21 protein-coding genes and 1 pseudogene are annotated in these 21,939 nt (G+C 63.8%); 8 read left to right on the top strand and 14 right to left on the bottom strand.

Annotated elements, in window-relative coordinates; all coding sequences use genetic code 11:
* Positions 1-33: 33 nt before the first annotated feature.
* The gene (locus tag AB7M16_RS13475) at positions 34-840 is read right to left on the bottom strand and encodes a lytic murein transglycosylase (protein WP_453944188.1); all 807 of its coding nucleotides are present in this window, start codon (positions 838-840) and stop codon (positions 34-36) included.
* A gap of 575 nt (positions 841-1,415) precedes the next feature.
* Between AB7M16_RS13475 and AB7M16_RS13480 the strand changes: the two genes are divergently transcribed.
* Complete coding sequence (locus AB7M16_RS13480) at positions 1,416-1,652, top strand: hypothetical protein (protein ID WP_212259907.1); 237 nt, start codon at positions 1,416-1,418, stop codon at positions 1,650-1,652.
* 18 nt (positions 1,653-1,670) lie between these two features.
* On the opposite strand, the gene AB7M16_RS13485 is transcribed toward AB7M16_RS13480, so the two are convergent.
* Complete coding sequence (locus tag AB7M16_RS13485; protein ID WP_453944189.1) at positions 1,671-2,048, bottom strand: thiol-disulfide oxidoreductase DCC family protein; 378 nt, start codon at positions 2,046-2,048, stop codon at positions 1,671-1,673.
* A gap of 1,032 nt (positions 2,049-3,080) precedes the next feature.
* On the opposite strand from AB7M16_RS13485, the gene AB7M16_RS13490 reads away from it, so the two are divergent.
* A complete protein-coding gene (locus AB7M16_RS13490; protein ID WP_212259912.1) occupies positions 3,081-3,449 on the top strand; it encodes a hypothetical protein in 369 nt (122 codons plus the stop codon).
* A 139-nt stretch (positions 3,450-3,588) separates the two neighbouring features.
* Here AB7M16_RS13490 and AB7M16_RS13495 read toward each other — a convergent pair.
* From AB7M16_RS13495 to dnaG, 3 genes and pseudogenes are all read right to left on the bottom strand, one after another.
* Positions 3,589-4,096, bottom strand: a pseudogene (locus AB7M16_RS13495) (DinB family protein).
* A gap of 454 nt (positions 4,097-4,550) precedes the next feature.
* Positions 4,551-6,692 carry an RNA polymerase sigma factor RpoD gene (gene rpoD / locus AB7M16_RS13500; RefSeq protein WP_172789012.1) on the bottom strand — a complete coding sequence of 714 codons (2,142 nt, stop codon included), beginning with the start codon at positions 6,690-6,692 and terminating at the stop codon, positions 4,551-4,553.
* A 377-nt stretch (positions 6,693-7,069) separates the two neighbouring features.
* Complete coding sequence (gene dnaG / locus AB7M16_RS13505) at positions 7,070-9,070, bottom strand: DNA primase (RefSeq protein ID WP_453944190.1); 2,001 nt, start codon at positions 9,068-9,070, stop codon at positions 7,070-7,072.
* A 302-nt stretch (positions 9,071-9,372) separates the two neighbouring features.
* Between dnaG and AB7M16_RS13510 the strand changes: the two genes are divergently transcribed.
* Positions 9,373-9,936 (top strand): chlorite dismutase family protein, encoded by a 564-nt coding sequence (locus AB7M16_RS13510; RefSeq protein WP_453944191.1) that lies wholly within the window; start codon positions 9,373-9,375, stop codon positions 9,934-9,936.
* A 167-nt stretch (positions 9,937-10,103) separates the two neighbouring features.
* Here AB7M16_RS13510 and AB7M16_RS13515 read toward each other — a convergent pair whose 3' ends face one another.
* Entirely contained in the window at positions 10,104-10,502 is a 399-nt protein-coding gene (locus AB7M16_RS13515; protein WP_439364607.1) for a gamma-glutamylcyclotransferase, read from the bottom strand.
* A 76-nt stretch (positions 10,503-10,578) separates the two neighbouring features.
* Between AB7M16_RS13515 and AB7M16_RS13520 the strand changes: the two genes are divergently transcribed.
* Positions 10,579-11,382, top strand: coding sequence for an N-formylglutamate amidohydrolase (locus AB7M16_RS13520; RefSeq protein ID WP_453944192.1), 804 nt, complete (start codon positions 10,579-10,581; stop codon positions 11,380-11,382).
* 4 nt (positions 11,383-11,386) lie between these two features.
* Here the strand turns inward: AB7M16_RS13520 and AB7M16_RS13525 are convergent, their stop codons facing one another.
* On the bottom strand, positions 11,387-12,007 hold the full coding sequence (locus tag AB7M16_RS13525; protein ID WP_212259924.1) for a LysE family translocator: 621 nt from the start codon (positions 12,005-12,007) through the stop codon (positions 11,387-11,389).
* Between the two features lie 123 nt (positions 12,008-12,130).
* Between AB7M16_RS13525 and AB7M16_RS13530 the strand changes: the two genes are divergently transcribed.
* From AB7M16_RS13530 to AB7M16_RS13540, 3 genes are read left to right on the top strand one after another with little or no spacing between them, the layout of a single operon-like run.
* On the top strand, positions 12,131-12,445 hold the full coding sequence (locus AB7M16_RS13530) for an ArsR/SmtB family transcription factor (RefSeq protein WP_212259926.1): 315 nt from the start codon (positions 12,131-12,133) through the stop codon (positions 12,443-12,445).
* Complete coding sequence (locus AB7M16_RS13535) at positions 12,438-12,911, top strand: SRPBCC family protein (protein WP_453944193.1); 474 nt, start codon at positions 12,438-12,440, stop codon at positions 12,909-12,911. Before AB7M16_RS13530 ends, AB7M16_RS13535 begins: the two co-directional genes overlap by 8 nt.
* The gene (locus tag AB7M16_RS13540; protein WP_453944194.1) at positions 12,908-13,420 is read left to right on the top strand and encodes an SRPBCC family protein; all 513 of its coding nucleotides are present in this window, start codon (positions 12,908-12,910) and stop codon (positions 13,418-13,420) included. Before AB7M16_RS13535 ends, AB7M16_RS13540 begins: the two co-directional genes overlap by 4 nt.
* Before the next feature lie 171 nt (positions 13,421-13,591).
* Here the strand turns inward: AB7M16_RS13540 and AB7M16_RS13545 are convergent, their stop codons facing one another.
* The gene (locus AB7M16_RS13545) at positions 13,592-14,362 is read right to left on the bottom strand and encodes a DUF2189 domain-containing protein (RefSeq protein WP_453944195.1); all 771 of its coding nucleotides are present in this window, start codon (positions 14,360-14,362) and stop codon (positions 13,592-13,594) included.
* Between the two features lie 242 nt (positions 14,363-14,604).
* Here AB7M16_RS13545 and AB7M16_RS13550 point away from each other — a divergent pair, with 242 nt between their 5' ends.
* A complete protein-coding gene (locus tag AB7M16_RS13550) occupies positions 14,605-16,833 on the top strand; it encodes an ATP-binding protein (protein WP_453944196.1) in 2,229 nt (742 codons plus the stop codon).
* Between the two features lies 1 nt (position 16,834).
* Here AB7M16_RS13550 and AB7M16_RS13555 read toward each other — a convergent pair whose 3' ends face one another.
* From AB7M16_RS13555 to AB7M16_RS13580, 6 genes are all read right to left on the bottom strand, one after another.
* Positions 16,835-17,278 carry a hypothetical protein gene (locus AB7M16_RS13555; RefSeq protein WP_036030342.1) on the bottom strand — a complete coding sequence of 148 codons (444 nt, stop codon included), beginning with the start codon at positions 17,276-17,278 and terminating at the stop codon, positions 16,835-16,837.
* Positions 17,279-17,280: 2 nt separating this feature from the next.
* On the bottom strand, positions 17,281-17,634 hold the full coding sequence (locus AB7M16_RS13560; RefSeq protein ID WP_453944197.1) for a nuclear transport factor 2 family protein: 354 nt from the start codon (positions 17,632-17,634) through the stop codon (positions 17,281-17,283).
* Positions 17,635-17,732: 98 nt separating this feature from the next.
* The gene (locus AB7M16_RS13565) at positions 17,733-18,200 is read right to left on the bottom strand and encodes a MarR family winged helix-turn-helix transcriptional regulator (RefSeq protein ID WP_453944198.1); all 468 of its coding nucleotides are present in this window, start codon (positions 18,198-18,200) and stop codon (positions 17,733-17,735) included.
* Between the two features lie 26 nt (positions 18,201-18,226).
* Positions 18,227-19,837 carry an AMP-binding protein gene (locus tag AB7M16_RS13570; protein WP_453944199.1) on the bottom strand — a complete coding sequence of 537 codons (1,611 nt, stop codon included), beginning with the start codon at positions 19,835-19,837 and terminating at the stop codon, positions 18,227-18,229.
* Between the two features lie 183 nt (positions 19,838-20,020).
* Positions 20,021-21,157 carry an epoxide hydrolase family protein gene (locus AB7M16_RS13575; RefSeq protein ID WP_453944200.1) on the bottom strand — a complete coding sequence of 379 codons (1,137 nt, stop codon included), beginning with the start codon at positions 21,155-21,157 and terminating at the stop codon, positions 20,021-20,023.
* A gap of 126 nt (positions 21,158-21,283) precedes the next feature.
* The gene (locus AB7M16_RS13580) at positions 21,284-21,739 is read right to left on the bottom strand and encodes a GatB/YqeY domain-containing protein (RefSeq protein WP_212259940.1); all 456 of its coding nucleotides are present in this window, start codon (positions 21,737-21,739) and stop codon (positions 21,284-21,286) included.
* Between the last annotated feature and the right edge of the window lie 200 nt (positions 21,740-21,939).

Genomic DNA, 21,939 nt, shown 5'->3' on the forward strand with positions numbered 1-21,939 from the left:
GCAATGACGAGTGTGGCTGGCGGGGTGCCGCCCTCACTGCCCCATCAGCCGGTCGGCGAAATAACCGATCGTCTTGCGATAGACCACCGCGCGGTTCCACTCGCGCATCGCCTCGAAGTTCGGCGTTCCCTCGCCATAGGGCTGGCCCATCTTGAAGCCGCTCGTTTTCAGGAGGTTCGCGGTCGAGGCAAGCACGTCGGGGATGCTGTGGCGGAGGTCGACATGGCCGTCGCCGTCGAAATCGACGCCGTACTTGATGTAGGACGACGGCAGGAACTGGGTCTGGCCGATCTCGCCGGCATAGGCGCCGATGAGGTCGCGCAGCGGCAGGTCGCCGCGCTGCACGATCTTGAGCGCGGCGAGCAGCTCGCCCTGGAACAGATCGGTGCGGCGGCAATCATGCGCGAGCGTCGCGAGCGTACGGATCACCGGCAGCTTGCCGGTGTCGCCCTTGCCGAAATCGCTCTCGAGGCCCCAGATCGCGACGAGGATGTAGCGGGGCACGCCGAACTGCTGCTCGATGCGCGACAGCAGCGCGGCATGACGCTGCAGCAGCGCGCGCCCGCCATTGATGCGGCCGGGGCCGACGCGGGTCGAGACGTACTGCTCGAAGGTCTTGTTGAAGGTGTAGCGCTGGCGCCGGTCGAAGGCGAGAACCGCAGGGTCGGGCGTCACGCCGCCGAGCGCCGCATTGGTCACGCCTGCCGAGACGCCGCCAGCCTGCGCCTCCTGCGCCATGCTGGCGATGAAGCCGTTGAAGTCGCCGCCGCAGCGGGCGGCCTGCGCCGATCCGCCGGCGAGAGACACGACGAAGGCGGCGGCGAGAAGCAGTCTCGGCATGTGGAGCAAACCCCCAGAGAATCCCAGTGCGAAGCAGTGCTAAGGATCATGCCCGGGAACGCCGCGACCGTCAAAGCGACCAGATCAATGATATCGGTGCCCCCGACCGACGGCGCCGAAACAAAAACTGCAAAACAACCCCATGCACAGTAGACGTCCCGCGATGACACTTACGTTTTTTCCGAATCAACGTTGACTGTCGGGCAAAACAGTGGTATTGTGCCAACATCGCAAGCTCCAGACGTTGACGCCCGCGCGCTCTCGCTGCGTTGCGAGCGCGCGGCAAGATGAACAAAATACTTCGATGATCCAAAGCATCTGCTTTTCGAAATTTGTGGGAACTCGCGATGACCATCAGCTGCATATCTGATGCGCCTGCTGCGACATCGTCACGCGACGATTTGCCTTGCCATCGCAGCGCGCAAGCGATAGCCTTCTATTTTAGGTTGTCGCCCTGCCAGCCCCGGGCGACGCTGAAGAGATAAACGGCGGGCTTCGGCCCGCCGTTTATTGAAGGGCGTGGCGACGACCCGAAAGTCATTTGACTGCGGCGTCCTGATCGAGGACAAGCCGCCATGGCCAAGAAACCCGGAACCAACCCCAAAGGCGAATTCGCCTTCTTCAACGTCGTCTATGCCGACGATTCCCAGCGCTCCAACCGCCGCGTGCCAGCCGAGCTGCTCGGCGGTCTCGACGGCGACGAACCCGCCCGCGCCTTCATCATGGAGCAGGACCGCGAGATCGCGGAGAAGAGCGGCAAGCCCGTGCTGGAGATCAAGCGGATCGAGCGGGTCGGGGCGAAGAAGAAGTAGGCGGGCTAAGGCAGGCGCTCACCAGCGCCCGCTCCATCTATTCCAGGCAAACAGCAGATCGGCAAACCGGTCATAGACAAACCGCGTGACCGGCAACGCCACGCGATTGCCTGATAGCGCCGCAAGCCACCCCTCCCCCGGCGTCAACCGCCAGAGCGCAATCGCGACATCCGCGCCGACGATGAGGCGTCCGGTCTCATCGGTCGCGTGCAGGCGCCGCCTGATGTCATCGAGCGAAGCACCGAAATGCGCCAGCGCGTCGGGCTGCTCGTTGATGTCAGTGAATTCGACCATGCCCGCCCGCACCAGCGCCAGCAGCTTGTTGCGCTGCCAGTCGATGCCGGCGTCGCAAACGGGGCAGCGGGTGTTGTAGTAGACGGTCAGGTGGGTAGGCATCAATGCGCCTTTCTCGTCGGAATTATAGTCCGAGGGAAGCTAGATAAACGTCTTTGGCTGAAAGCTGCCGATACGAAGGCACAAGGAAGGGCGGCCGCCCTAGGCCCGCCGAATTACGCGGCGGCCTCGACGGCGACGAGCCCGCGCTCAACTTCATTGGGGAGCAGGATCGCGAGTCGCGGAAAAGAGCGCGAGGCCGGCGTTGGAGATCGAGCGGATTCAAAGGGTGGGGCGAAGAAGAGGTAGGCTTCGGCCCTGTCCCCGTCGTTGCGAGCGCAGCGAAGCAATCCAGAGATGCGTCTGTGGGGATGGGCGGCAGAGCAGACCTGATTTTTAAAACTTGAGTTCTCACATTTTGACCCATGCAGACCTCGAATAGCAGCGAAACTTTCGCGGCGAGCGGCCAGTCGAGGTATCGCTTCCTTAACGGTTCTTTATCGATGTCGCGGCTTTTCGTGAACCTTCAAAGGTTGTTTGTCGGTTTCCTTGCTGCAACTATGATTGTGGAAGGCCGCCGCTTGAGCGATCATCGTAGTGTGGGGGAACCGACTAGTTCGAATGCGGGAATTGCTGCAAACCGGTAAGGCAATAGCCACACTCGCCGTCGGCGTGCCCTTCTTCGCCTTCGCGACGTGGCTTGGGCTAGCCCAGATATGTCGCGTATTCACGACAGGAGAACTGTACTCGCGCGGTTACGGCCCTGGTTGGATGGGCTCGTCAAGACTCGTCAGCTTTGAGAGCGACCCAATCACCTTTGTATCGGCTCTCGTGACAGCCGTGCTCGTCATTGCTGCTGGGCTGTTCATTTTCGGACGGCTGTTCTCCAATGTACGACGCTGGTGGAACGCCCAGTAGCGCGCGAGCCGATCGGCCCTACCTGGGATTTGAAAAGTTTGCCCCTTCGATCATAGGGAGCGCAGTTCGGCAGTCTTGAAGGTCCGCACTCGGTCGGTGGCTGACTTACATGGCGATGCCCGCTGAGCACCGCTTATGAACCTCGGCGGACGCCTTGAGAAAAACGGGAGGGTATGTATGAAGCTATCCCAGCCGCTGACCGTGGTAATTCGCATACCAAACGTAGCTCTCTCGCGTTCCGATCTGGACACATCATTGAAGCTACAAGTCGATCGTTATGAACCGTCATCTCGTCTTGCGTATGCCCAAATCGATAACGGAGATCATGAAGATCAATGGGCTGCTTTACTCGATCTTATCCGTTCGATTGGCGCCGTCATTCCGGGTCTGTTGGCGAAAGGCGAGATCGGGCGACCGAGCGTGGACGTGGCTATGGTCTTTCCCGACTCGCTCATGGCCAAATATCTAACCATCCCCGCCGATGTTGTCGCGGCTGCGGGTGAGGCAGGGATGGGCATTGAGGTATCTGTCTATAGGGGCGAGTAACAAGCCTGCTTGTGGCCCGTCGCGGCCAAGCAGAATGCCCGTTGAGGTGTCGGCTGTCGGGCGTGGAGCGGACGCTGATCGCAGCAATCTGGATCGCCGATTTTGACCCAGAAATGCCATCTAGCATCGGCTGATGCAATCAACGCTGGGTACGCGAGGGATCGGACCTATGCAGATATCCAGCGAACACATCACGCATCGCCGTACTTTCAATTTTCGGAAGGAGACGACCTACCTCACCTCGATGATACCCGGAGTGGGTAACCACATGAGCAAGCATCTCCTCTCGGAGACATCCGTCCCTGCGTCGCATCTGTAAAGGTGAAATCGACCAGTTCTTCGAGGTCAGAAGAACTCGCTCGCGAAATGTAATCAATGTACCACTGGTCCGTTAGTCGAATGCTTGGGGCGAGTTGAGCAAGAACGGGCGTGTCAGCGCTCCAATTCGCCGCGTATGAGTGACGTTCGCCTTGAAGATTGGCGGCAAATATTCGGTCGACCATGTGGGCGTGATTCAGAACACGCAGTGCTGCCCGATATTCCGTTGTGTGCGGTTCAGCATCGACGGTGTTCAAGGCGAGAAGCAACTCCGCATTCGAGGCGGCTTTGTATTGAAGCAATGAGCTTATTAGGGTCTTGGCCGTCATGTTCTTCTCCTTGCGCATCAGAGAATCCCCGCAACAAACCCCCATATGCCGATCGCAAATAGCGTCGGCATCAGCGAGCTGCATTGGTATGACGGCTACTTGTGCGCTGGCGGCCGCTCAATCGCGCACATAGAACCTGCACGCGTATGCAGGACGGTTCAAGATCAAAAAGCAAAATCTCTGTCGTGACCATCGCCGATCACTCGAGGTGTAAAATCAAATTTGGTGTGCCACCGGAGTAGGGTCTCTTTTGGCCCATCTCGGGAGTCGGGCACCGTCCGCGCTTTGTTGCTGTTGGAATAGAAGCGGGCATGGGTCAGGCAATCGCCTGGTGAGTACAAGCGCAGCCTGGATTGCTTCGTCGCAAGCGCTCCTCGCAATGACGTGGCGAGAGCCGGGTCAAACAAAAACGGCGGGCTGTTGGCCCGCCGTTTTCGTTCTGATTGAAATCGAATCAATTATCCAAAAAGCTCCGCAACTTCCGCGACCTCGACGGATGCTTCAGCTTCCTCAGCGCCTTCGCCTCGATCTGACGGATACGCTCGCGCGTCACGCTGAACTGCTGGCCGACTTCTTCCAGCGTATGATCCGTGTTCATGCCGATGCCGAAGCGCATGCGCAGCACGCGTTCTTCGCGCGGTGTGAGCGAGGCGAGCACGCGCGTCGTGGTCTCGCGCAGGTTGGACTGGATCGCGGCGTCGATGGGCAGGATCGCGTTCTTGTCCTCGATGAAATCGCCGAGGTGTGAATCCTCTTCGTCACCGACCGGCGTCTCCAGCGACAGCGGCTCCTTGGCGATCTTGAGGACCTTGCGCACCTTCTCCAGCGGCATGCCGAGCTTTTCGGCGAGCTCTTCCGGGGTCGGCTCGCGGCCGATCTCGTTGAGCATCTGGCGAGACGTGCGCACGATCTTGTTGATCGTCTCGATCATGTGCACGGGAATGCGGATGGTGCGGGCCTGGTCGGCGATCGAGCGAGTGATCGCCTGCCGGATCCACCACGTGGCGTAGGTCGAGAACTTGTAGCCGCGGCGGTACTCGAACTTGTCGACCGCCTTCATCAGGCCGATGTTGCCTTCCTGGATCAGGTCGAGGAACTGCAGGCCGCGGTTGGTGTACTTCTTGGCGATCGAGATCACGAGACGGAGGTTGGCTTCCACCATCTCCTTCTTGGCCTGGCGGGCCTCGCGCTCGCCCTTCTGCACGGAGTGCACGATCTTGCGGAACTCGACGATCTCGAGGCCGGTCAGCGCGGCGAGCTGATGCACCTCGTGGCGGAGGTCCTTGATGCGGTCCTTCTCGTGGTGGACGAAGTTCTTCCAGCCCTTCGCCGACAGCTTCGAGACGCGGTTGAGCCAGCGCGGGTCGAGCTCCGAGCCGGTGTAGTTGCGCAGAAAATCCTCGCGCGCGACGCCGTGGCTGTCGGCAAGGCGCATCAGGCGGCCCTCATGCGAGACGAGGCGCTTGTTGATGTCGTAGAGCTGCTCGACGAGGCTGTCGATGCGGGCCTGGTTGAGGCGCAGCGACTTCACCTCGACGATGATCTCGTCCTTCAGCTTCTTGTACTTGCGCTCCTGGTGCGGCGAGAGCGACTCGTTCTGGAGCTGGTTCTGGATGTCCTGCTCCTGAAGCTTGCGCAGCTTCTTGTAGCTGTCGGCGATGCGATCGAAGATCTCCACCACCTTCGGCTTGAGCTCGGCCTCGATCGCCGCGAGCGACATCTGGTTCTCGAACTCGTCGTCGTCCATGTCGGCTTCGGCCGCAGCCTCGCCCGGATCCTTCTCCTCGCCGGCATCAGCACCGCCGCCGGCAGGCGCGGCGCGGAACGGGGTCGGTGACGGCGGCGCGGCGGGCGGCGCGACATGGGCGGGCGCGGCTGCAGACGCGGTGGCTTCGCCGCCCTCGGCAGAGGCTTCGCCGCCCTCGCCATTGGGACCTGCGATCATCGCGGTGTTCATGCCGCCCTTGGCGTCCGGGCCGGCATAGGTCGCTTCGAGATCGATGATGTCGCGGAGGAAGATCTTGCCTTCGTTGAGCTCGTCGCGCCAGATGATGATGGCCTGGAAGGTCAGCGGGCTTTCGCAGAGGCCCGCGATCATCGCCTCGCGGCCGGCCTCGATGCGCTTGGCGATCGCGATTTCGCCCTCGCGGGAGAGCAGCTCGACCGTGCCCATCTCGCGCAGATACATGCGCACGGGATCGTCGGTGCGCTCGCCCGGCTCGCTCTTCTTGACCTCGGTGACCGCCTTCTGGGTGACCTCGACGAGCTCGTTATCGGTCTCGTCCTCGCCCTCGTCCTTCTCCTCCTCGCCTTCGCTATCGTCGGCTTCGGTGACGTTGATGCCCATGTCCGAGAGCATCGACATGATGTCCTCGATCTGTTCGGGCGAGGTCTGGTCGGACGGCAAGACTTCGTTGAGCTGATCGAAGGTCACGAAGCCGCGCTTCTTGGCCTGCTTGATCATCTTCTTCACGGCCGCGTCGGACAGGTCGAGCAAGGGCGAGGGCGCGTCCTGGGAATCCTTCTCCGGCGCATCCGCTGCCTTGTCGTCTTTTTCCTTGTCCTTCGCCTGCAGCGTCTTTGCCTTGGTGGCCATCCATTGCTCCTAAACGCGCTTCATGCGAGACGCCCGCCGCGCCTTCGCGTGAATTCACATGAACCTGTTGCTCGACGCTCTCGCTTCGGCAGCTCTCGACACGGAAAGGGCGGCGCACAAACCTCTCGCCACCCCCAACTTTCTCTCGCCGGAATTGCCTAACGCTTCGTCAGCCTCTTTGTCGCGGCGGATGCAGGTGTAGTGCCAACAGCGATTGCGCGGATTCATTCCTGACGCGTCTGTTATGCCTGCGGCCGCCTCCGGGCCAAAGTGCTACAAGACCGTTAAGCCTCGATTAACCCTGTTTTTGCCGCCAAATCATGGATTTGGCGAGTCTTTTAGCGGTTCCGGCCGCGGCCGTCCGCATGATTCTTTCATCACATGCTCTTCTGGAGCCGGCCCGACAGCTCGCCAAAACCCTCGATCAGGGCCTCGGTACCGTCGACTTCCCCTATCCGAGCCTTGACGTCTCGCAGCCACGCCAAATTGGCCTCGCTGGGATCCTCCCCCAAGGCCAGCTCGGCGTCTTTCAGCTCTCTAAGTAGTGAATGGTATTGCCGATGCAAGGCAACCAGCTGGTGCCAGGTGGCAAGAACGTCATCCCGGGCCGCGCCCTCGCGGGCGGCCCACACCGCCTGGGTCGTGATGACATTCTCAACCCTTTGAAGAGTTTGAGTAAATCCGCCCTTTTCGAGGTCGCCGCGCATCTTTTCGGCCAGCTCGCCGGGGTCCGGCGAGTGGTGATGGTCGTTGGCGAAGGCGGCGATGATGCCGGCCCGGAGCTTGTGGGCCTCGGGATGGGCCAGCTCCAGGGCGGCGACCTCCTCCAAATGCTCGTGCAGCAGCCAGGGGTGGTTGATCAGGCTTTGCAGAATCAGGGCTTCGCGACGGGAGATGGCGCTGCGCTGGCCCCGCATGATCGGGCTTGCCGCCAACTGGGGGCTCGCCGCCTGATAGGGGCCGGAGGGCAGCAGGGTCGGACCCGGGGCGCCGCGACGGCCGCCGCCGAACCCCTGTCCGCCGAATCGATTCGGACCGCCCCGCGGCTGGAACGGCCGGCCGCCACCGGGGCGGAAATTGCCCCGGCCGCCAAAGCCGCGCCCGCCTTCGGGCGCGAAGGTGCGCTGCAGCCGCTCGACGAAGTCGTCGCGATAATAGCGCCGCACCACCTCGTCGCGGATGCCGTTGGTGAGGTCCTTGATGCGGGCCTCGAGCGCGGCGCGCCGCTCGGGCGTGGCGAAATTGCCGCCCTCGAGCTCGCGCGACCAGATCATGTCGGCGAGCGGACGGGCGGCGGCGATCACCTCCTCGATCGCGCCACGGCCGCCTGAGCGCACGAGATCGTCAGGGTCCTGCCCTTCCGGCAGCAGCGCAAAGCGAAGACTCTTGCCGGGTGCGAGGAATGGCAAGGCAAGGTCCGCAGCACGATACGCCGCCTTCTGTCCGGCGCGGTCGCCGTCGAAGCAGAGGATCGGCTCGTCCGCCATCTTCCAGAGCAGCGCGAGCTGGCTCTCGGTGAGCGCGGTGCCGAGCGGCGCGACGCTGCCGGCAAAGCCCGCGGTGACCATGGCGATGACGTCGACATAGCCTTCGACCACGATCAGCGGGCTGCCGTCATGGGTGGCTTTGCGCGCGGTCTGGTGGTTGTAGAGATTGTCGCCCTTGTGGAAGAGCGGCGTCTCCGGCGAATTCAGGTACTTTGCCGGAACGTCCTTCTCCAGCGCGCGCCCGCCGAAGGCGATGACGCGGCCGCGCAGATCCGTGATCGGAAACATCACGCGATCGCGGAAGCGGTCGTAAGGCACGGGGATGTCGTTGCCGGCCACCAGCAGCCCGGTCTCGACCATGTCGTCGACGGAGACGCCGAGCTTGCCGAGATGCTCCTTCAGCGCGAATTTCTCGCCCGGCGCATAGCCGAGGCGGAACTGCAATTGCGTCACTGGGGAGATGGCGCGATCGGCGAGATAGCCGCGCGCCTTCGCGCCCACACGCGAGGCCAGCGTCTCGGCGAAGAATTTCGCCGCGAGATCCATCACGTCATGCAGCGAGCGCCGCCGCTGCTCTTCGCGCGCCGCGTTGGGCGTCACCGCCGGCAGCGGCAGGCCCGCCATGTTGGCGAGACGCTCTACGGCCTCGGCGAACGGCAGGCCGTCGGTCTCCATCACGAAGCTGATGATGTCGCCGTGCTTGCCCGAGGAGAAGTCGTGATAAAAACCCTTCTGGTCGTTGACGTAGAAGGACGGCGTCTTCTCCTGCTGGAACGGCGACAGCCCCTTCCACTCCCGCCCCGCCTTCTTCAGCTTGACGCGCTTGCCCACGACCTCGGAGACCGAAAGCCGGGCACGAAGCTCGTCGAGGAACTGGGGCGTGAAGCGCATGGGCTCTGTGTAGCGCGAACCGGGGTGAGTCGGGCGAGGGATCAGGGATATAGGTGCGGCGCGGCCAAAGGCCAGGTTTGTCGGGCTTATCCGGGTTATTCGACCTATGCACAGGGCCTCCGTCATCTCCCGTCATTCCGGGGCGATGCGAAAGCATCGAGCTATGGTGCGCAATTGCGCACCTGAGAATCCATGGCGCCGCCGGGACGCTCGGAGAAATGGATTCCGGGCTCGCGCCAAGGGGCGCGCCCCGGAATGACGAGCCACTTGAACCGCGGCCGGTTCCACGCTTCCATACCGCCATGTTCAGGACCTTTCGAGGCGGCCACAGCGGGGGCTGGCGCGTGACCTCGATTTCACCGGTGACGGGCGAGCCCCTGCCCTTCGTGCCGGCGCTGTCGGTGACCGACAGCGAGGCCGTCTCGTTGCCGCTGGTGCCCTCGCGCAATGCCTGGCGGCTGGTCGGCGTTGCGAGCAGCCTGCGCTACACCGAGCGGGGCGAGAAGCAGCAGCTCGTCGCCGTGCAGGCCGGCCTCGGCCGGCTGGAAGCCACCAGCGCGGCGCTGATCCCGATCCGCAAGTCGCAGGCCTGGTGGGACCTGACCCAGGAAGAGCGCCGCAGGATTTTTGAGGACAAGTCGCACCACATCGCCAGCAGTCTTCGTTTTCTGCCCGCGATCGCACGCCAGCTCTATCATTGCCGCGACCTCGGCGGCCCCTTCGATTTCCTGACCTGGTTCGAATTCGCCCCCGCGCACGCCTCGCTGTTCGAGGAGCTGGTGGCGATGCTGCGGCGGACCGAGGAGTGGAGCTATGTCGAGCGCGAGGTCGACGTGCGCGTGGTCAAGGAAGTGCTGTCGGCATAAAAGGTCTGCTCCCTCTCCCCGCTTGCGGGGAGAGGGTTGGGGTGAGGGGGAGTCTCCGCAAGGATGGTGGCAGTTAGACTCGCGGAGAGTCCCCCTCACCCGGATTGCATCTTCGATGCAATCCGACCTCTCCCCGCAAGCGGGGAGAAGTGAAACCGCATTCGCTGTCAGTGCTCCAGGAATCGCCCGGATTCGATGCGCGGCAGATCGGTAACCGGCCAATTGTAGACGTAGGTCCAGGCCTTCTCGGTGGTGCCGCCGGGCAACGTCACCTCGATCATCTGCCGCAGATATTCCGTCGGCTCGGGAAAGCCCTCGCCGCAGGCCTCGTACATGTCGAGCTCGCGCAAGAGCTCGTCCGGCACGCGCAGGTGAAAGAGCTCGCCATGAACGATGTCCGCCGGCGCCTCGGAGAGCAGCAATCCCGGATAGTGCTTCACCAGAACGAGCCGGCCACGGCAGGTGGCCTCGCCGAGGAATTCGGCATGGCCCGCGAGCAGCCGCGCCATCGGGTGGTCGAAGCCGCGCATCAGGGTGCCGTAAACGAAGAGTCGATCCGAGCTCATGCTGTTCCAACGTTGCGGCGTCGGTGCGATACCGCTACTCCGTTTACACACTTTGTCATTCCATAGGCAAATCAGGATGGCTTTGGATATTGCCGACGTAGCGGATCAATTGCTCGGAGAGGGCGACATTCCGCCGGTGCATGAGGTGAATACGGCAGGGACATCGCCGTTCCTGCTCACCGCGGACCATTACGGACGGGTGCTGCCGCGCGCGCTCGGCGATCTCGGGGTCGCGGAGGGCGATCTCGTCAGGCACATCGGCTGGGACATCGGCATCGCCGGCGTCGCCGAGCGGCTCGCCGCGATGCTCGATGCGCATCTGATCGCGCAGCGCTATTCGCGCCTGGTGATCGACTGCAACCGCCCGCCCGGTGTCGCAAGCTCGATTCCGGTGATCTCCGAGGCAACCGCCATCCCCGGCAACGAGGATCTATCGGCCGCGGCCAAGGAGATGCGCCGGCGCGAGATCTTCGATCCCTATCACCGCCGGATTGGCGCGGCGATCGATGCGCGCGTCAACGCTGGCAAGCCGACGGTGCTGGTGGCGCTGCACAGCTTCACGCCGGTCTATTACGGCGAGCCGCGGCCCTGGCACATCGGCACGCTCTATCGGCGCGACACCGTGCTGCCGCGGCTGATGCTGAAGCATTTGCGGGACGAGAGCGCGCTCGTCGTCGGCGACAACCAGCCTTACGCGGTGAGCGACATCACCGACTACACCATTCCCGTCCACGGCGAGGCGCGCGGCCTCGTCAACACCGGCATCGAGATCCGCCAGGATCTGATCACTGAGGAGAGCGGCCAGCAGCAATGGGCCGAGCGGCTGGCGCGGATCCTTAGAGAGATCGAGACAACGCTGCGCAACCAGGGAATGGCGTAAGCGGTCACTTCGCCCGCGTCAGCGCCAGCCAGATGCCGCCGCCGATCATGAAGCCGCCGGAGATGCGCGACATCATCCGCGTGCGGCGCGCCGAGAAGAATTTTCGCGCGCGCCCGGCGGCAATCGCGTAGAGCGCATCGGTCAGCACGGCCGTCACCATGAAGGTGACACCCAGCAGCGCGACCTGCGGGAAGTGCGGCTGACTCATGTCCATGAACTGCGGGATGAAAGCGCCGAAGAACACCAGCACCTTCGGATTCGACAGCAGCACCAGGAAGCCCTGCAGGAAGAAGCCGCCGCGCGGCGGCGGAGGCGGCGCGTCGATATCGACGCCCTCGACCGGCGCCCAGATCAGCTTGATGCCGAGCCAGACGAGATATGCGGCGCCGGCAAAGCGCACCCAATCGAACCAATAGCCCATGGTCGCCATCAGCGAGGTCAGGCCGATCGCGACGATGCCGATGACGATGGCAAGCCCGGCCTGCGCGCCGGCCACGTTGATGAGCGCCGCACGCGTGCCGTGGCGCAAGCCATTGGCGATCACGAGGGTGACGATCGGCCCCGGCAGCAGCGCCAGCGCAATGCAGGCGGCGACGAAGGCGAAATAGGCTTGCATGGACATCATGGAAGGGACTCGCTGAAGGCGGTTCTGCCGCATTAATGCATGGCGAGCGTTGGAACGGAAGACGTTCCCTCTCTCTTCGCCTTCACTTGACATGCAACCATTTGGTTGCCTATTATCTCGACCATGGATGAAGTCTTCAAAGCGCTCGCCGATGCGTCACGACGGTCGCTGCTCGACAGGCTTCACACCAGGAACGGCCAGACATTGAACGAGCTTTGCGAGGGCCTCGCCATGACGCGGCAGGCCGTCACAAAACACCTTGTCATTCTCGAAGAGGCCAACCTGGTCACGACCATCAGGCAGGGCCGCGAGAAGCTGCATTATCTCAACCCGGTGCCGATCCATCAGATCGGCGAGCGCTGGATCAAGAAGTTCGAGCGCAGCAAGCTCGCCGCGCTCAGCGAATTGAAACGCCAGTTGGAGAAACGCGATGAGTAAGCCGGAGTTCGTCTACGTGACCTACATCGAGACCACGCCCGAGAAGCTGTGGCAGGCGCTGACGTCGAGCGAGTTCACCAGGCAATATTGGTTCGGCGCCGAGGTTCGCTCGGACTGGAAGGTCGGCTCTCCCTTCGCGCTTCTGCTCGATGGTGAGGTCACCGATTCCGGCGAGATCCTGGAATCCGATCCGCCGCGGCGCCTGTCCTACAGCTTCAAGCACCACAAGTTCGAGGAGCTGCGCAACGAGCCGGCCTCGCGCGTCGTCTTCACGCTCGAACCGTTCGGCCCGCTCGTGCGTTTGACCGTGCTGCATGACGGCTTCGTCGAGGGCGGCAAATATCTCGGCGCCGTCTCCAACGGCTGGCCGGCGATCCTGTCCGGGCTCAAGAGCCTGCTGGAGAGAGGCCAGGTCCTCGCCATCCCGCGCACGGCGCTCAACAAGGGATTCGACGCAAAAAAATGAACCTCGATCAATTCAAGCCGCTGACCGTCTACACCATCTACATCGCCTCGACGCCGGACAAGGTGTGGGAGGCGCTGACGTCCGCCGAGTTCAGCCGAAAATATTTCTCCGGCTTTGCGGTGGAGATGGAGCCGAAGCTCGGCGGCAGTTTCATTGTGCACGCGCCCGACGGCTCCGAGCACATCCGCGGCGAAGTGTTCGAGTACGATCGGCCGAGGAGGCTCACGGTGAGCTGGAACGTCAATTGGCCGGGCCTCGTGGAAAAGCTCGGCACCACCATTGTCAACTATGAGATCGAGCAGGCCGGCGAAGCCGTCCGCCTCACCATGAGCGAACGTCACGACCGCGAGCTCAGCGACGACATCCTCTCCGGTGGCCGCACCGGCTGGCCCGCGATCCTCTCCGGATTAAAGAGCCTGCTGGAAACGGGCAAGGCGCCGAAGATCGAGATGTCCCCGCCGGTGAGGTTGCTGGAAGCGCTGAAGGCGATGGGCATCAAGACGCCGTGATTGAAGAAGGACAAGCATCTTCCCCTCTCCCCTTGTGGGAGAGATATCGTAGGGTGGGCAAAGCGAAGCGTGCCCACCGCCTCTATGCTGTATTGGGTCAGTGGTGGGCACGGCGCAAGTGCGCCTTTGCCCACCCTACGGCACTGCCCACGGGGCGAAGGGAGCGATAAGCTACACCGGCGCCACCAGCCGCCGGTACAGATGCCACGTCGCATGCCCCAGCACCGGCAACGTCACGATCAGCCCGAGAAAATAGGGCAGCGCCGAGACGATCAGCAGCATCACGATCACGGCGGCCCAACCGATCATCGGCAGCGGGCTCGTCACCACCGCGCGCACGCTCGTCACCATCGCCGTGACGAAATCGACCTCGCGATCGAGCAGCAGCGGGAACGACACCACGGTCAGCGAGAACAGGATCAGCGACAGCACGGCCCCGACCGCATTGCCGATGGCCAGGAACAGCAGGCCCTCGCTGGTCGTCAGCACCACCGTCATGAACTCCTGCAAGCTCGAGAACGAAGCGTTGAGGCCGAGCAGCAGCGCGATCAGGAGCCGCACCTGGTACATCCAGATCACGAACATGAACAACGTCACGAAGGCCATCCAGCCGATCTCGCTGCGCGCGCGGATTGCGAACCAGATCGCAGAGAACGAGACCGGCTCGCCGCGCTCGCGGCGCCGGCTGACTTCGTAAAGGCCGATCGCAACGAACGGACCGATCAGCGCAAAACCGGCAGCGAGGGGATAGACCAGATAGACCATGCCGAAGGCGGTGAGACAGAGCATGATGACGATGCCGCCGGCGGCGTAGAGCGCGCCGAAGCAGAGACCGTAGAGCGGCAGCGCCTGGAAATCGCGCAGGCCCTCGACCAGCGCCTCGGCGATGTCGGCCGCCGCCACGGGACGCACCACCGGATCGACCTTGCCCGAGATGGACATCAGCTTCCTCCGCACATCGGCGCGATCTTCGTCGCGCGCATGCCGCGATATTAGCGCCGCCGCGCGGCGGCGCAACTCGAGGCCGGCCGGCGCGATGAGGAGAAGCGACGCAACATCGCTCGCACTCGGAAATCTTAAGCCTTTCGCGCGATTTTCGCGCCGACGGCTATGGACGGGGCGGATGCTCGTGCCGCAAATTGTACCTCCGAGCACCCTCGCCCGAGAGAGCAGATCACCCACCGATGAGCCTGCGTACCCGGTTACTGATCCTCGTCATCGCGGCCATGCTCGTGCCGGCGATTCTGGTCGGGCTGCGCTTCGTGCAGAACCGGACCAGCGAGATCGACACGGCGCTGGCCAATCTCGCCGCATCGGCCGACGACATCGCCAGCGATCTCGGCGAGAAGATCCAGGGCACTGCGCAACTTCATTACGGGCTCGCCCGCGCCCGCGACCTCGACACGCGCGACAAGGCGGCATGCTCGGCGTTTCTGTCGGATGTCCGCGAGGAATATCCGCAGTTCACGGGTATCCTGACCATCGATCCCGACGGCAGGCTGTTCTGTGACTCGCTGCGGACCAACCGCACGCTCGACCTGAACGACCGCAGCTATTTCAAGGAGGTCAAGAATCTCCAGGGCGTCGTCGCGGTGGAGCCGGTGTTCGGCCGCCTCACTGGACTGTCGGTGCTGCAGATCGCCTATCCGGTGCGATCGGATACGGGCGCGCTGAAATTCGTGCTGCTCGCATCGTTCAACCTGAACAAATTCGCGGAGTTTCACCACAAGCGGCTGCTCGCCGAGAAGGACATCCTGCTCGTCGACGCCAAAGGCACGGTCCTGGCCGCGCCCAAGGGTGGCGGCTGGAGCGTACCCGTCGGCGGATCCATTGCGGGCTCCGACCTGTTCCGCTTCGCGGCAGCGCCCGATGGCGAGCCATTCCGGGAGATCACCGATCGCGGGGGCCGCACGCAGATCTGGGGCCTTGCCCGCTCGCCGGCGATCCGCAAGGCCGGACTCTACATTTTGGTTGGGCGGTCCAAGGACGGACTGGTCGCGGCAGCGAACCGCCGGCTCTACGAGGACATGGCGATTCTGGCAGTGGCCTCGCTGCTGCTCCTCGCCGGCCTCTGGATTCTCACGACCGTGAGCATCGGACGGCAGGTCGGGCGGCTCGCCGCCATGGCGAAGAACCTCGGGCGGGGCGATCTCAGCGCGCGCATTCCGGAGCCTCACCCGGGCGGCGAGCTCGGCGGATTGATGACCCTGCTCAACAGCACGGCCGAATCGCTCGAGCAGCAGCGCGCCGCCATCGCCGATCTCAGCCACAAGCTCAGCCAGTCCCAGAAGATGGAAGCCATGGGCCAGCTCACGGGCGGCGTGGCGCACGATTTCAACAATCTCCTGACCGTCATTCTCGGCAATTCCGAGCACCTCGCCGACAGGCTTGCGGGGAACAAGGAATTGCACCGGATCGCCGACGACATTGCCACCGCCGCCGAGCGCGGCTCCGACCTGACACGGAGCCTGCTCGCCTTCGCGCGCAAGCAGCCGCTGCGGCCGCGAGAGATCGACATCGCCGAGCAGGTGACCGGCATGACGCAACTTCTGCAGCGGACCCTGGGCGAGCACATCGAATCCAGCTTCGCGTTCGCGCCGGATCTCTGGCTCGCCAGCGTCGATCCCGGCCAATTGGCGACAGCCGTGCTCAATCTCGTGCTCAACGCGCGCGACGCGATGCCTGACGGCGGCAAGCTGACGGTCGAGGTGCGCAATGCATCGCTCGGCGAATCCGACCTCGACGTCAACGGCGAGCCGCGGCCCGGCGACTACGTCATGCTGGCCGTGAAGGATACCGGGTCCGGCATGAGCAGCGAGGTGTTGGGGCGCGCGTTCGAGCCGTTCTTCACCACCAAGGAGGTCGGCAAGGGGACCGGCCTCGGCCTCAGCATGGTCTACGGCTTTGCGCAACAATCCGGCGGGCTCGTGCAGATGCAGTCCGAACCGGGTCAAGGCAGCGTGGTCCGGCTGTTCTTTCCCCGCCTCGCGACGTCGCCGAACGAGGAGCCGTCACCGGCAGAGCCTGTCGCCGCACCCGAGGGCCACGAGACGATCCTCGTCGTCGAGGACGACGACATGGTGCGCGCCTATGTCGAGAACGAGCTGAGGGCGCTCGGCTACCGCGTCATCTCGACGGCGAACGGACCTGCGGCGCTGGACGCGCTGCGCCAGTCCGGGGACATCCAGCTTTTGTTCACCGACGTCGTGATGCCCGGCGGCATGTTCGGGCCGGAGCTGGCGAGACAGGCCCTTCAACTGCGGCCTGGACTCAAGGTGCTCTTCACATCCGGCTACAGCCAGGATCCGGTCAAGACGCCCGACGGGATCGACGCGCGCATTCTGACCAAGCCGTTCCGGCGCAAGGATCTCGCCGCGATGCTGCGCACGGCCCTGTCGGTGCCGCCGCGGTAGATCAGGACGCGATCGTGAGCTGCAGCGCCACTGCGAGATTGGCCGCGAACAGAGCCGCATCGATGACGAAGATCCGGAGCATCGGGCCCTTCAACACCGGCCAATAGGCCACCCCGACGCGGCCGCCGCGCATCAGCACCGGGACATTGTAGGCGAACTGGCTGAAATGGCAGGCGGCAAAGAACAGAAACAGCGCGAGCTGCGCTTCGACCGGCTGGAAGAAGGACGGACGGGCCGCCAGCAGATAGAGCGACAAGAGCCCGATCGGCAGATTCATGCCGCCGAGGAACGCGACGCTCGCCGCAAGGGTCGGCGCGATCGGATTGCTGCGCTCCTCCCGCGGCAGCAGGATCTTCAACGTGTTGGTTTGCGCGATGCTGAACTGGATGAACGCCCCGACGAACCAGAGCGTGTTGAGGAGCAGGACGATGTCCGAAAATCGCATGGCTATTTCCCGTAAAAAGCTTCACTGCGCACCACACGGCCCACATCGTCGAAATCCATGAATTCACTGGCACGCGTGTCGCCCAATTGCCACCACACCGTCAGCCGCGCGATCGCCTCGTCCCAGCTCCAGCCCAGGATCTTCAGGTCGGCAGTTTCGATGTGGCCGTAGGCTTTGCGCCAATAGGCGCGGATGTTCTCGGCGCCGGTGACGGTCGGAGACCCCGTCAGGGTGAGAGCGAGAGGGCTGCGCATCTGCGCATCGTCGGCGAAATGGGCGACGACCGCGTCGATATCGACCCTGCACCAATTCGCGCACCATGCCGCGACGAAGCTTGCGGCGGTCGCGCGGTTCATTGCCTGTCCGCTCACGACACGGATCCTCCCCTTGGCTCGTTGCCGGGAAGGTGGCAAAGCGCACGCCTCATGTCAACTATGTTGACTTGAGATTTCCATCAATTGTTGTCGGCGATCGCCGCCATCACGCCGATCCATCCCGCCGCACCGCTCGCCCCGACGCGCTCGAACGCCTCGCGCAGGACCTGGCGCTCGTGGTCCGAGGCCCGTTGCTCGATGCGCCGCCCCGCTTCGGTCAGGCGCAGCAGTTTCGAGCGGTGCTGCTCCGGCGCGCGCTTCGAGGTCAGGAGCTTGCGCTCCACGAGCAGATTGAGCGGCCGGTTGAGGGCCTGCTTGGAAATGCCGAGGATCTCGATCAGCGCGCCGATGGCGATGTCGGGCCGGCGCGCCACCACGTAGAGGATGCGATGGTGCGGACGCGACAGGCCCTGCTTGGCCAGATATGCGTCGGCCTGCAGCGTCATGCCGCGCCAGCCGTAGTACATGAGCTCCAGCGCCGCATCGAGCTCGTGCAGCTTTGCAAGCGAGGCGCGGTGAAGCCCCGCGGCTTGAGACGTCTTTGCCATGGTCGGAAGCCAGCCCTTGTGAGAAGTCAGCCTTTGGCCCGCAGCTCGCGGCGCAGCACCTTGCCGGTCGCCGTCATCGGCAGCGTCTGGGCGAATTCGACGAAGCGCGGATATTCGTGCGCGGCGAGCTGCACCTTGACGAAGTCCTGGATCTCGCGCGCCAGCGCGTCGCTGCCGGCAAAGCCCGGACGCAGCACGATCCAGGCCTTGATCGATTCGGTGCGGATCGGATCGGGAATGCCGACCACCGCAGCCATTGCCACCGACGGATGTTTCATCAGCGTGTGCTCGATCTCGGAAGGGCCGACGCGGTAGCCGGCCGTGGTGATGACGTCGTCCTCGCGACTGACGTACCAGAAATAGCCGTCCTCGTCCTGCACGCCGAGATCGCCGGTGAGCAGGAAGTCGCCGGCATATTTCTTCGCCGTCGCCTCCGGATTACGCCAATATTCCAGCATGGTGACGGGACATGGCTGGCGCACGCCGATGATGCCGCGCTGACCCCGCGGCAATTCCTCGCCCTTGTCGTTGACGATGCGGACGTCGAAGCCGGGCGTCGCCTTGCCCATCGAACCCGGGCGGATCGGAAACAGGTTGGAATTGCTGCCGATCACGAGGTTGCACTCGGTCTGGCCGAACACCTCATGTGCGTCGACACCAAACGTCTCGCGCACCCAGCCGAGCAATTCACCGCCGAGCGACTCCCCGCCGGTGAAGATGCTGCGCAGCTTCACGCCGGAATGCTTGACGCCGGCCTGCCGCATCAGCTTCAAGGCCGTCGGCGGCAGAAAGACGTTGCGGACGGAAAGATCGGCCATCATCTGCATCGCTGCCTGCGGCTCGAATTTTCGCGCGCGATGGCCGACCAGCGGAATGCCGTGGTACCAGAACGCGAGCAGGCCGTTGATGAGCCCGCCGATCCAGGCCCAGTCCGCCGGCGTCCACATGAGATCGCCGGGCTTGGGTAAGAAGTTGTGGCACATCTCCACATTCGGCAGATGGCCGAGCACGACGCGATGCGCATGCAGAGCGCCCTTGGGATTACCCGTCGTGCCCGAGGTGTAGATGATCAGCGCGGGATCGTCGGCCGAGGTATCCGCGCGCGCGAAGTCGGGCGAAGCGGCTTTCACCGAAGCCCAGAACGATTTCGTGCCGGCGGGGGCGCGCGCGCCAACGATGTAGACGTTCCTCAGCTCCGGCAGGCGGTCGCGGATCTTTGACAGCTTTTCCCAGCCGCCCTCGTCGGTGACGATCGCCTTGGCCTCGGAGTTCGACAGGCGGAACTCCAGCGCGTCCTCGCCGAACAGGGCGAACAGCGGGATCGAGATCATGGCGGAGCGAAACGCCGCCATGTGCACGATCGGCAATTCCAGCGACTGCGACAGGAAGACCGCGAGGCGGTCGCCGCGGACAAGTCCGTCGGCCTTAAGCACATTGGCGAAACGGCGCGACATCTCCGCGACCTCGTCGAACGAGGTGCGGCTGGTGGCGCCGTTCTCGTCGACATAGATCAGCGCAAGCCGGCCGCTGCCGTCGGCATGGCGATCGCAGCACGCCTCCGCCATGTTGAAGCGCGCGGGGATGTCCCAACGGAAGTTGCGGACGAGCTCGTCGTAGGTTGCGGCTTCGGTGAGCATGGGCTTGGTCGTTTCCCGGTGTGTTGTTATGGCCCAGTCTAGAGCTGTGAATGCTCGGAACAAGAGCTCGGGACGTCATTCCGGGGCGACGCGTCAGCGTCGAGCCCGGAATCCATTGCGTAGCGTTTGCCGCGGCCCAATGGATTCCGGGTTCGCCCTGCGGGCGCCCCGGAATGACAGGGGTCACCGCACCGTCGCAAAGAACGTCCTGACATCGCGCACGAACAGCTCCGGCTGCTCGAAGGCGGCGAAGTGACCGCCCTTCTCCATCTCGCTCCAATGCGTGATGTTGGGGAAGTTCGGTTCCATCCAGCGCCGCACCGGCGTGATGATCTCCTTCGGAAACACCGCGACGCCCGTCGGCACCTTCACCACCGGCGTGGTGCGGCGCTTGCCGAAGCTCTCCCAATAGAGCCGCGCCGACGACGTCGCCGTCTGCGCCGCCCAATAGAGCATGACGTTGTCGAGCAGCTCGTCCTTGCTGAAGATGTTCTCGGGATGGCCATTGCAATCGGTCCAGGCCCAGAACTTTTCCAGGATCCAGGCCGCCTGCCCGCTCGGCGAATCCGTCAGGCCATAGCCGAGCGTCTGCGGCCGCGTCGATTGCTGCTTGGAGTAGCCGGAATCGAGATCGACATAATGCTTGAGGCCGGCAAGCGCGCGCTTCTCCTCTGCCGTCGGCTCACCCTCGACCTTCGGCGCCGCGTTGAAGGCGAGCGTGATATGGATGCCGGCGCAATGAGCGGGGTCATGCGCGCCGAGCGAGGTCGTCACCGCCGAGCCCCAGTCGCCGCCTTGCGCGCCGTAGCGCGCATAGCCGAGACGGTCCATCAGCTTGGCCCAGGTCGCGGCAATGCGATCGACGCCCCAGCCGGTGGTCCTTGGCTTGCCCGAGAAGCCGAAGCCCGGCAGCGAGGGACAGATCACGTGGAAGGCATCGGCGGGATTGCCGCCATGCGCGGCGGGATCGGTGAGCGGCGCGATCACCTTCTGGAACTCGACGATCGAGCCGGGCCAGCCATGGGTGATGATCAACGGCAGGGCCGACGGCTCCTTCGAGCGCACGTGAATGAAATGAATATCGAGCCCGTCGATCTCGGTGGTGAACTGCGCGAAGCGATTGAGCTTCGCCTCGCGGGCCCGCCAGTCGTAGTCCTTGGCCCAGTAGGCACAGATCTCCTGGATCCATTTCAGCGGCGCGCCCTGGCTCCAGTCGTCGACCAGCTCCGCCTCCGGCCAGCGCGTACGGGCAAGGCGCGACTTCAGGTCGGCGAGGATGTCGTCGCCGATGGCGATGCGAAATGGATGGATGGCGGTCACCGTGCCTCCCTTGTTTTTGTTGTCATTCCGGGGCGCGCGTAGCGCGAACCCGGAATCCATTTCGCAACAGGGCCGGCAGCACGATGGATTCCGGGCTCGACGCTTCGCGTCGCCCCGGAATGACGGCTAGGCCGACAGCGCGGCCTTCACCAAACCGCTGGCCTTGCCGAAATCCATCTGTCCTGCGTATTTCGCACGCAGCACGGCGATCACCTTGCCCATGTCCTTCATGCCGGCTGCGCCGGTCTCGGCGATCGCGTCCGCAATCGCCTTCTTCACGTCGTCCTCGGACATCTGCTTCGGCAGATACGCCGAGATCACCGCGATCTCCTCGCGCTCCTGCGCGGCAAGCTCGGCGCGGCCGCCCTTGTCGTAGAGCTCGACCGCCTCCTGGCGCTGCTTGATCATCTTCTGTAGCACCGCGAGGATGTCGCCATCCGACAGCGGCGGCTTGCCGCTACCGCGCGCGTCGATGTCGGCATTCTTGATGGTCGAGTTGACCATGCGCAGCGTGGACAGCTTGCGCTCGTCCTTGGCCTTCATGGCCTCCTTGACCGCATTGTTGATGTCGTCGCGCAGCATGTCGGGTCCTCTCAATCTGACCCCCTGATCTAAGCCGTTCGCGGGCAAGAGGCCATACCGGAGCGATCGCCGGTTCATTGTTTCCTCGCCAGCGGTTGAAATGGCGCAAAATTGCCCGTTCCGGCTCAAAGTGCCTCAAGCCGCCTGTCAAATATGCAAAAACGCATGTGAATCCGGCCTCTCCCGCTTTGACGGGCGCG

The organism is Bradyrhizobium sp. USDA 372 (assembly GCF_053629095.1).

Bases quoted from the DNA above. Each gene is read 5' to 3' on its own strand.
- AB7M16_RS13475 (WP_453944188.1), bottom strand. From the start codon at position 840: ATGCCGAGACTGCTTCTCGCCGCCGCCTTCGTCGTGTCTCTCGCCGGC.
- AB7M16_RS13480 (WP_212259907.1), top strand. From the start codon at position 1,416: ATGGCCAAGAAACCCGGAACCAACCCCAAAGGCGAATTCGCCTTCTTC.
- AB7M16_RS13485 (WP_453944189.1), bottom strand. From the start codon at position 2,048: ATGCCTACCCACCTGACCGTCTACTACAACACCCGCTGCCCCGTTTGC.
- AB7M16_RS13490 (WP_212259912.1), top strand. From the start codon at position 3,081: ATGAAGCTATCCCAGCCGCTGACCGTGGTAATTCGCATACCAAACGTA.
- rpoD (WP_172789012.1), bottom strand. From the start codon at position 6,692: ATGGCCACCAAGGCAAAGACGCTGCAGGCGAAGGACAAGGAAAAAGAC.
- dnaG (WP_453944190.1), bottom strand. From the start codon at position 9,070: ATGCGCTTCACGCCCCAGTTCCTCGACGAGCTTCGTGCCCGGCTTTCG.
- AB7M16_RS13510 (WP_453944191.1), top strand. From the start codon at position 9,373: ATGTTCAGGACCTTTCGAGGCGGCCACAGCGGGGGCTGGCGCGTGACC.
- AB7M16_RS13515 (WP_439364607.1), bottom strand. From the start codon at position 10,502: ATGAGCTCGGATCGACTCTTCGTTTACGGCACCCTGATGCGCGGCTTC.
- AB7M16_RS13520 (WP_453944192.1), top strand. From the start codon at position 10,579: ATGGCTTTGGATATTGCCGACGTAGCGGATCAATTGCTCGGAGAGGGC.
- AB7M16_RS13525 (WP_212259924.1), bottom strand. From the start codon at position 12,007: ATGATGTCCATGCAAGCCTATTTCGCCTTCGTCGCCGCCTGCATTGCG.
- AB7M16_RS13530 (WP_212259926.1), top strand. From the start codon at position 12,131: ATGGATGAAGTCTTCAAAGCGCTCGCCGATGCGTCACGACGGTCGCTG.
- AB7M16_RS13535 (WP_453944193.1), top strand. From the start codon at position 12,438: ATGAGTAAGCCGGAGTTCGTCTACGTGACCTACATCGAGACCACGCCC.
- AB7M16_RS13540 (WP_453944194.1), top strand. From the start codon at position 12,908: ATGAACCTCGATCAATTCAAGCCGCTGACCGTCTACACCATCTACATC.
- AB7M16_RS13545 (WP_453944195.1), bottom strand. From the start codon at position 14,362: ATGTCCATCTCGGGCAAGGTCGATCCGGTGGTGCGTCCCGTGGCGGCG.
- AB7M16_RS13550 (WP_453944196.1), top strand. From the start codon at position 14,605: ATGAGCCTGCGTACCCGGTTACTGATCCTCGTCATCGCGGCCATGCTC.
- AB7M16_RS13555 (WP_036030342.1), bottom strand. From the start codon at position 17,278: ATGCGATTTTCGGACATCGTCCTGCTCCTCAACACGCTCTGGTTCGTC.
- AB7M16_RS13560 (WP_453944197.1), bottom strand. From the start codon at position 17,634: ATGAACCGCGCGACCGCCGCAAGCTTCGTCGCGGCATGGTGCGCGAAT.
- AB7M16_RS13565 (WP_453944198.1), bottom strand. From the start codon at position 18,200: ATGGCAAAGACGTCTCAAGCCGCGGGGCTTCACCGCGCCTCGCTTGCA.
- AB7M16_RS13570 (WP_453944199.1), bottom strand. From the start codon at position 19,837: ATGCTCACCGAAGCCGCAACCTACGACGAGCTCGTCCGCAACTTCCGT.
- AB7M16_RS13580 (WP_212259940.1), bottom strand. From the start codon at position 21,739: ATGCTGCGCGACGACATCAACAATGCGGTCAAGGAGGCCATGAAGGCC.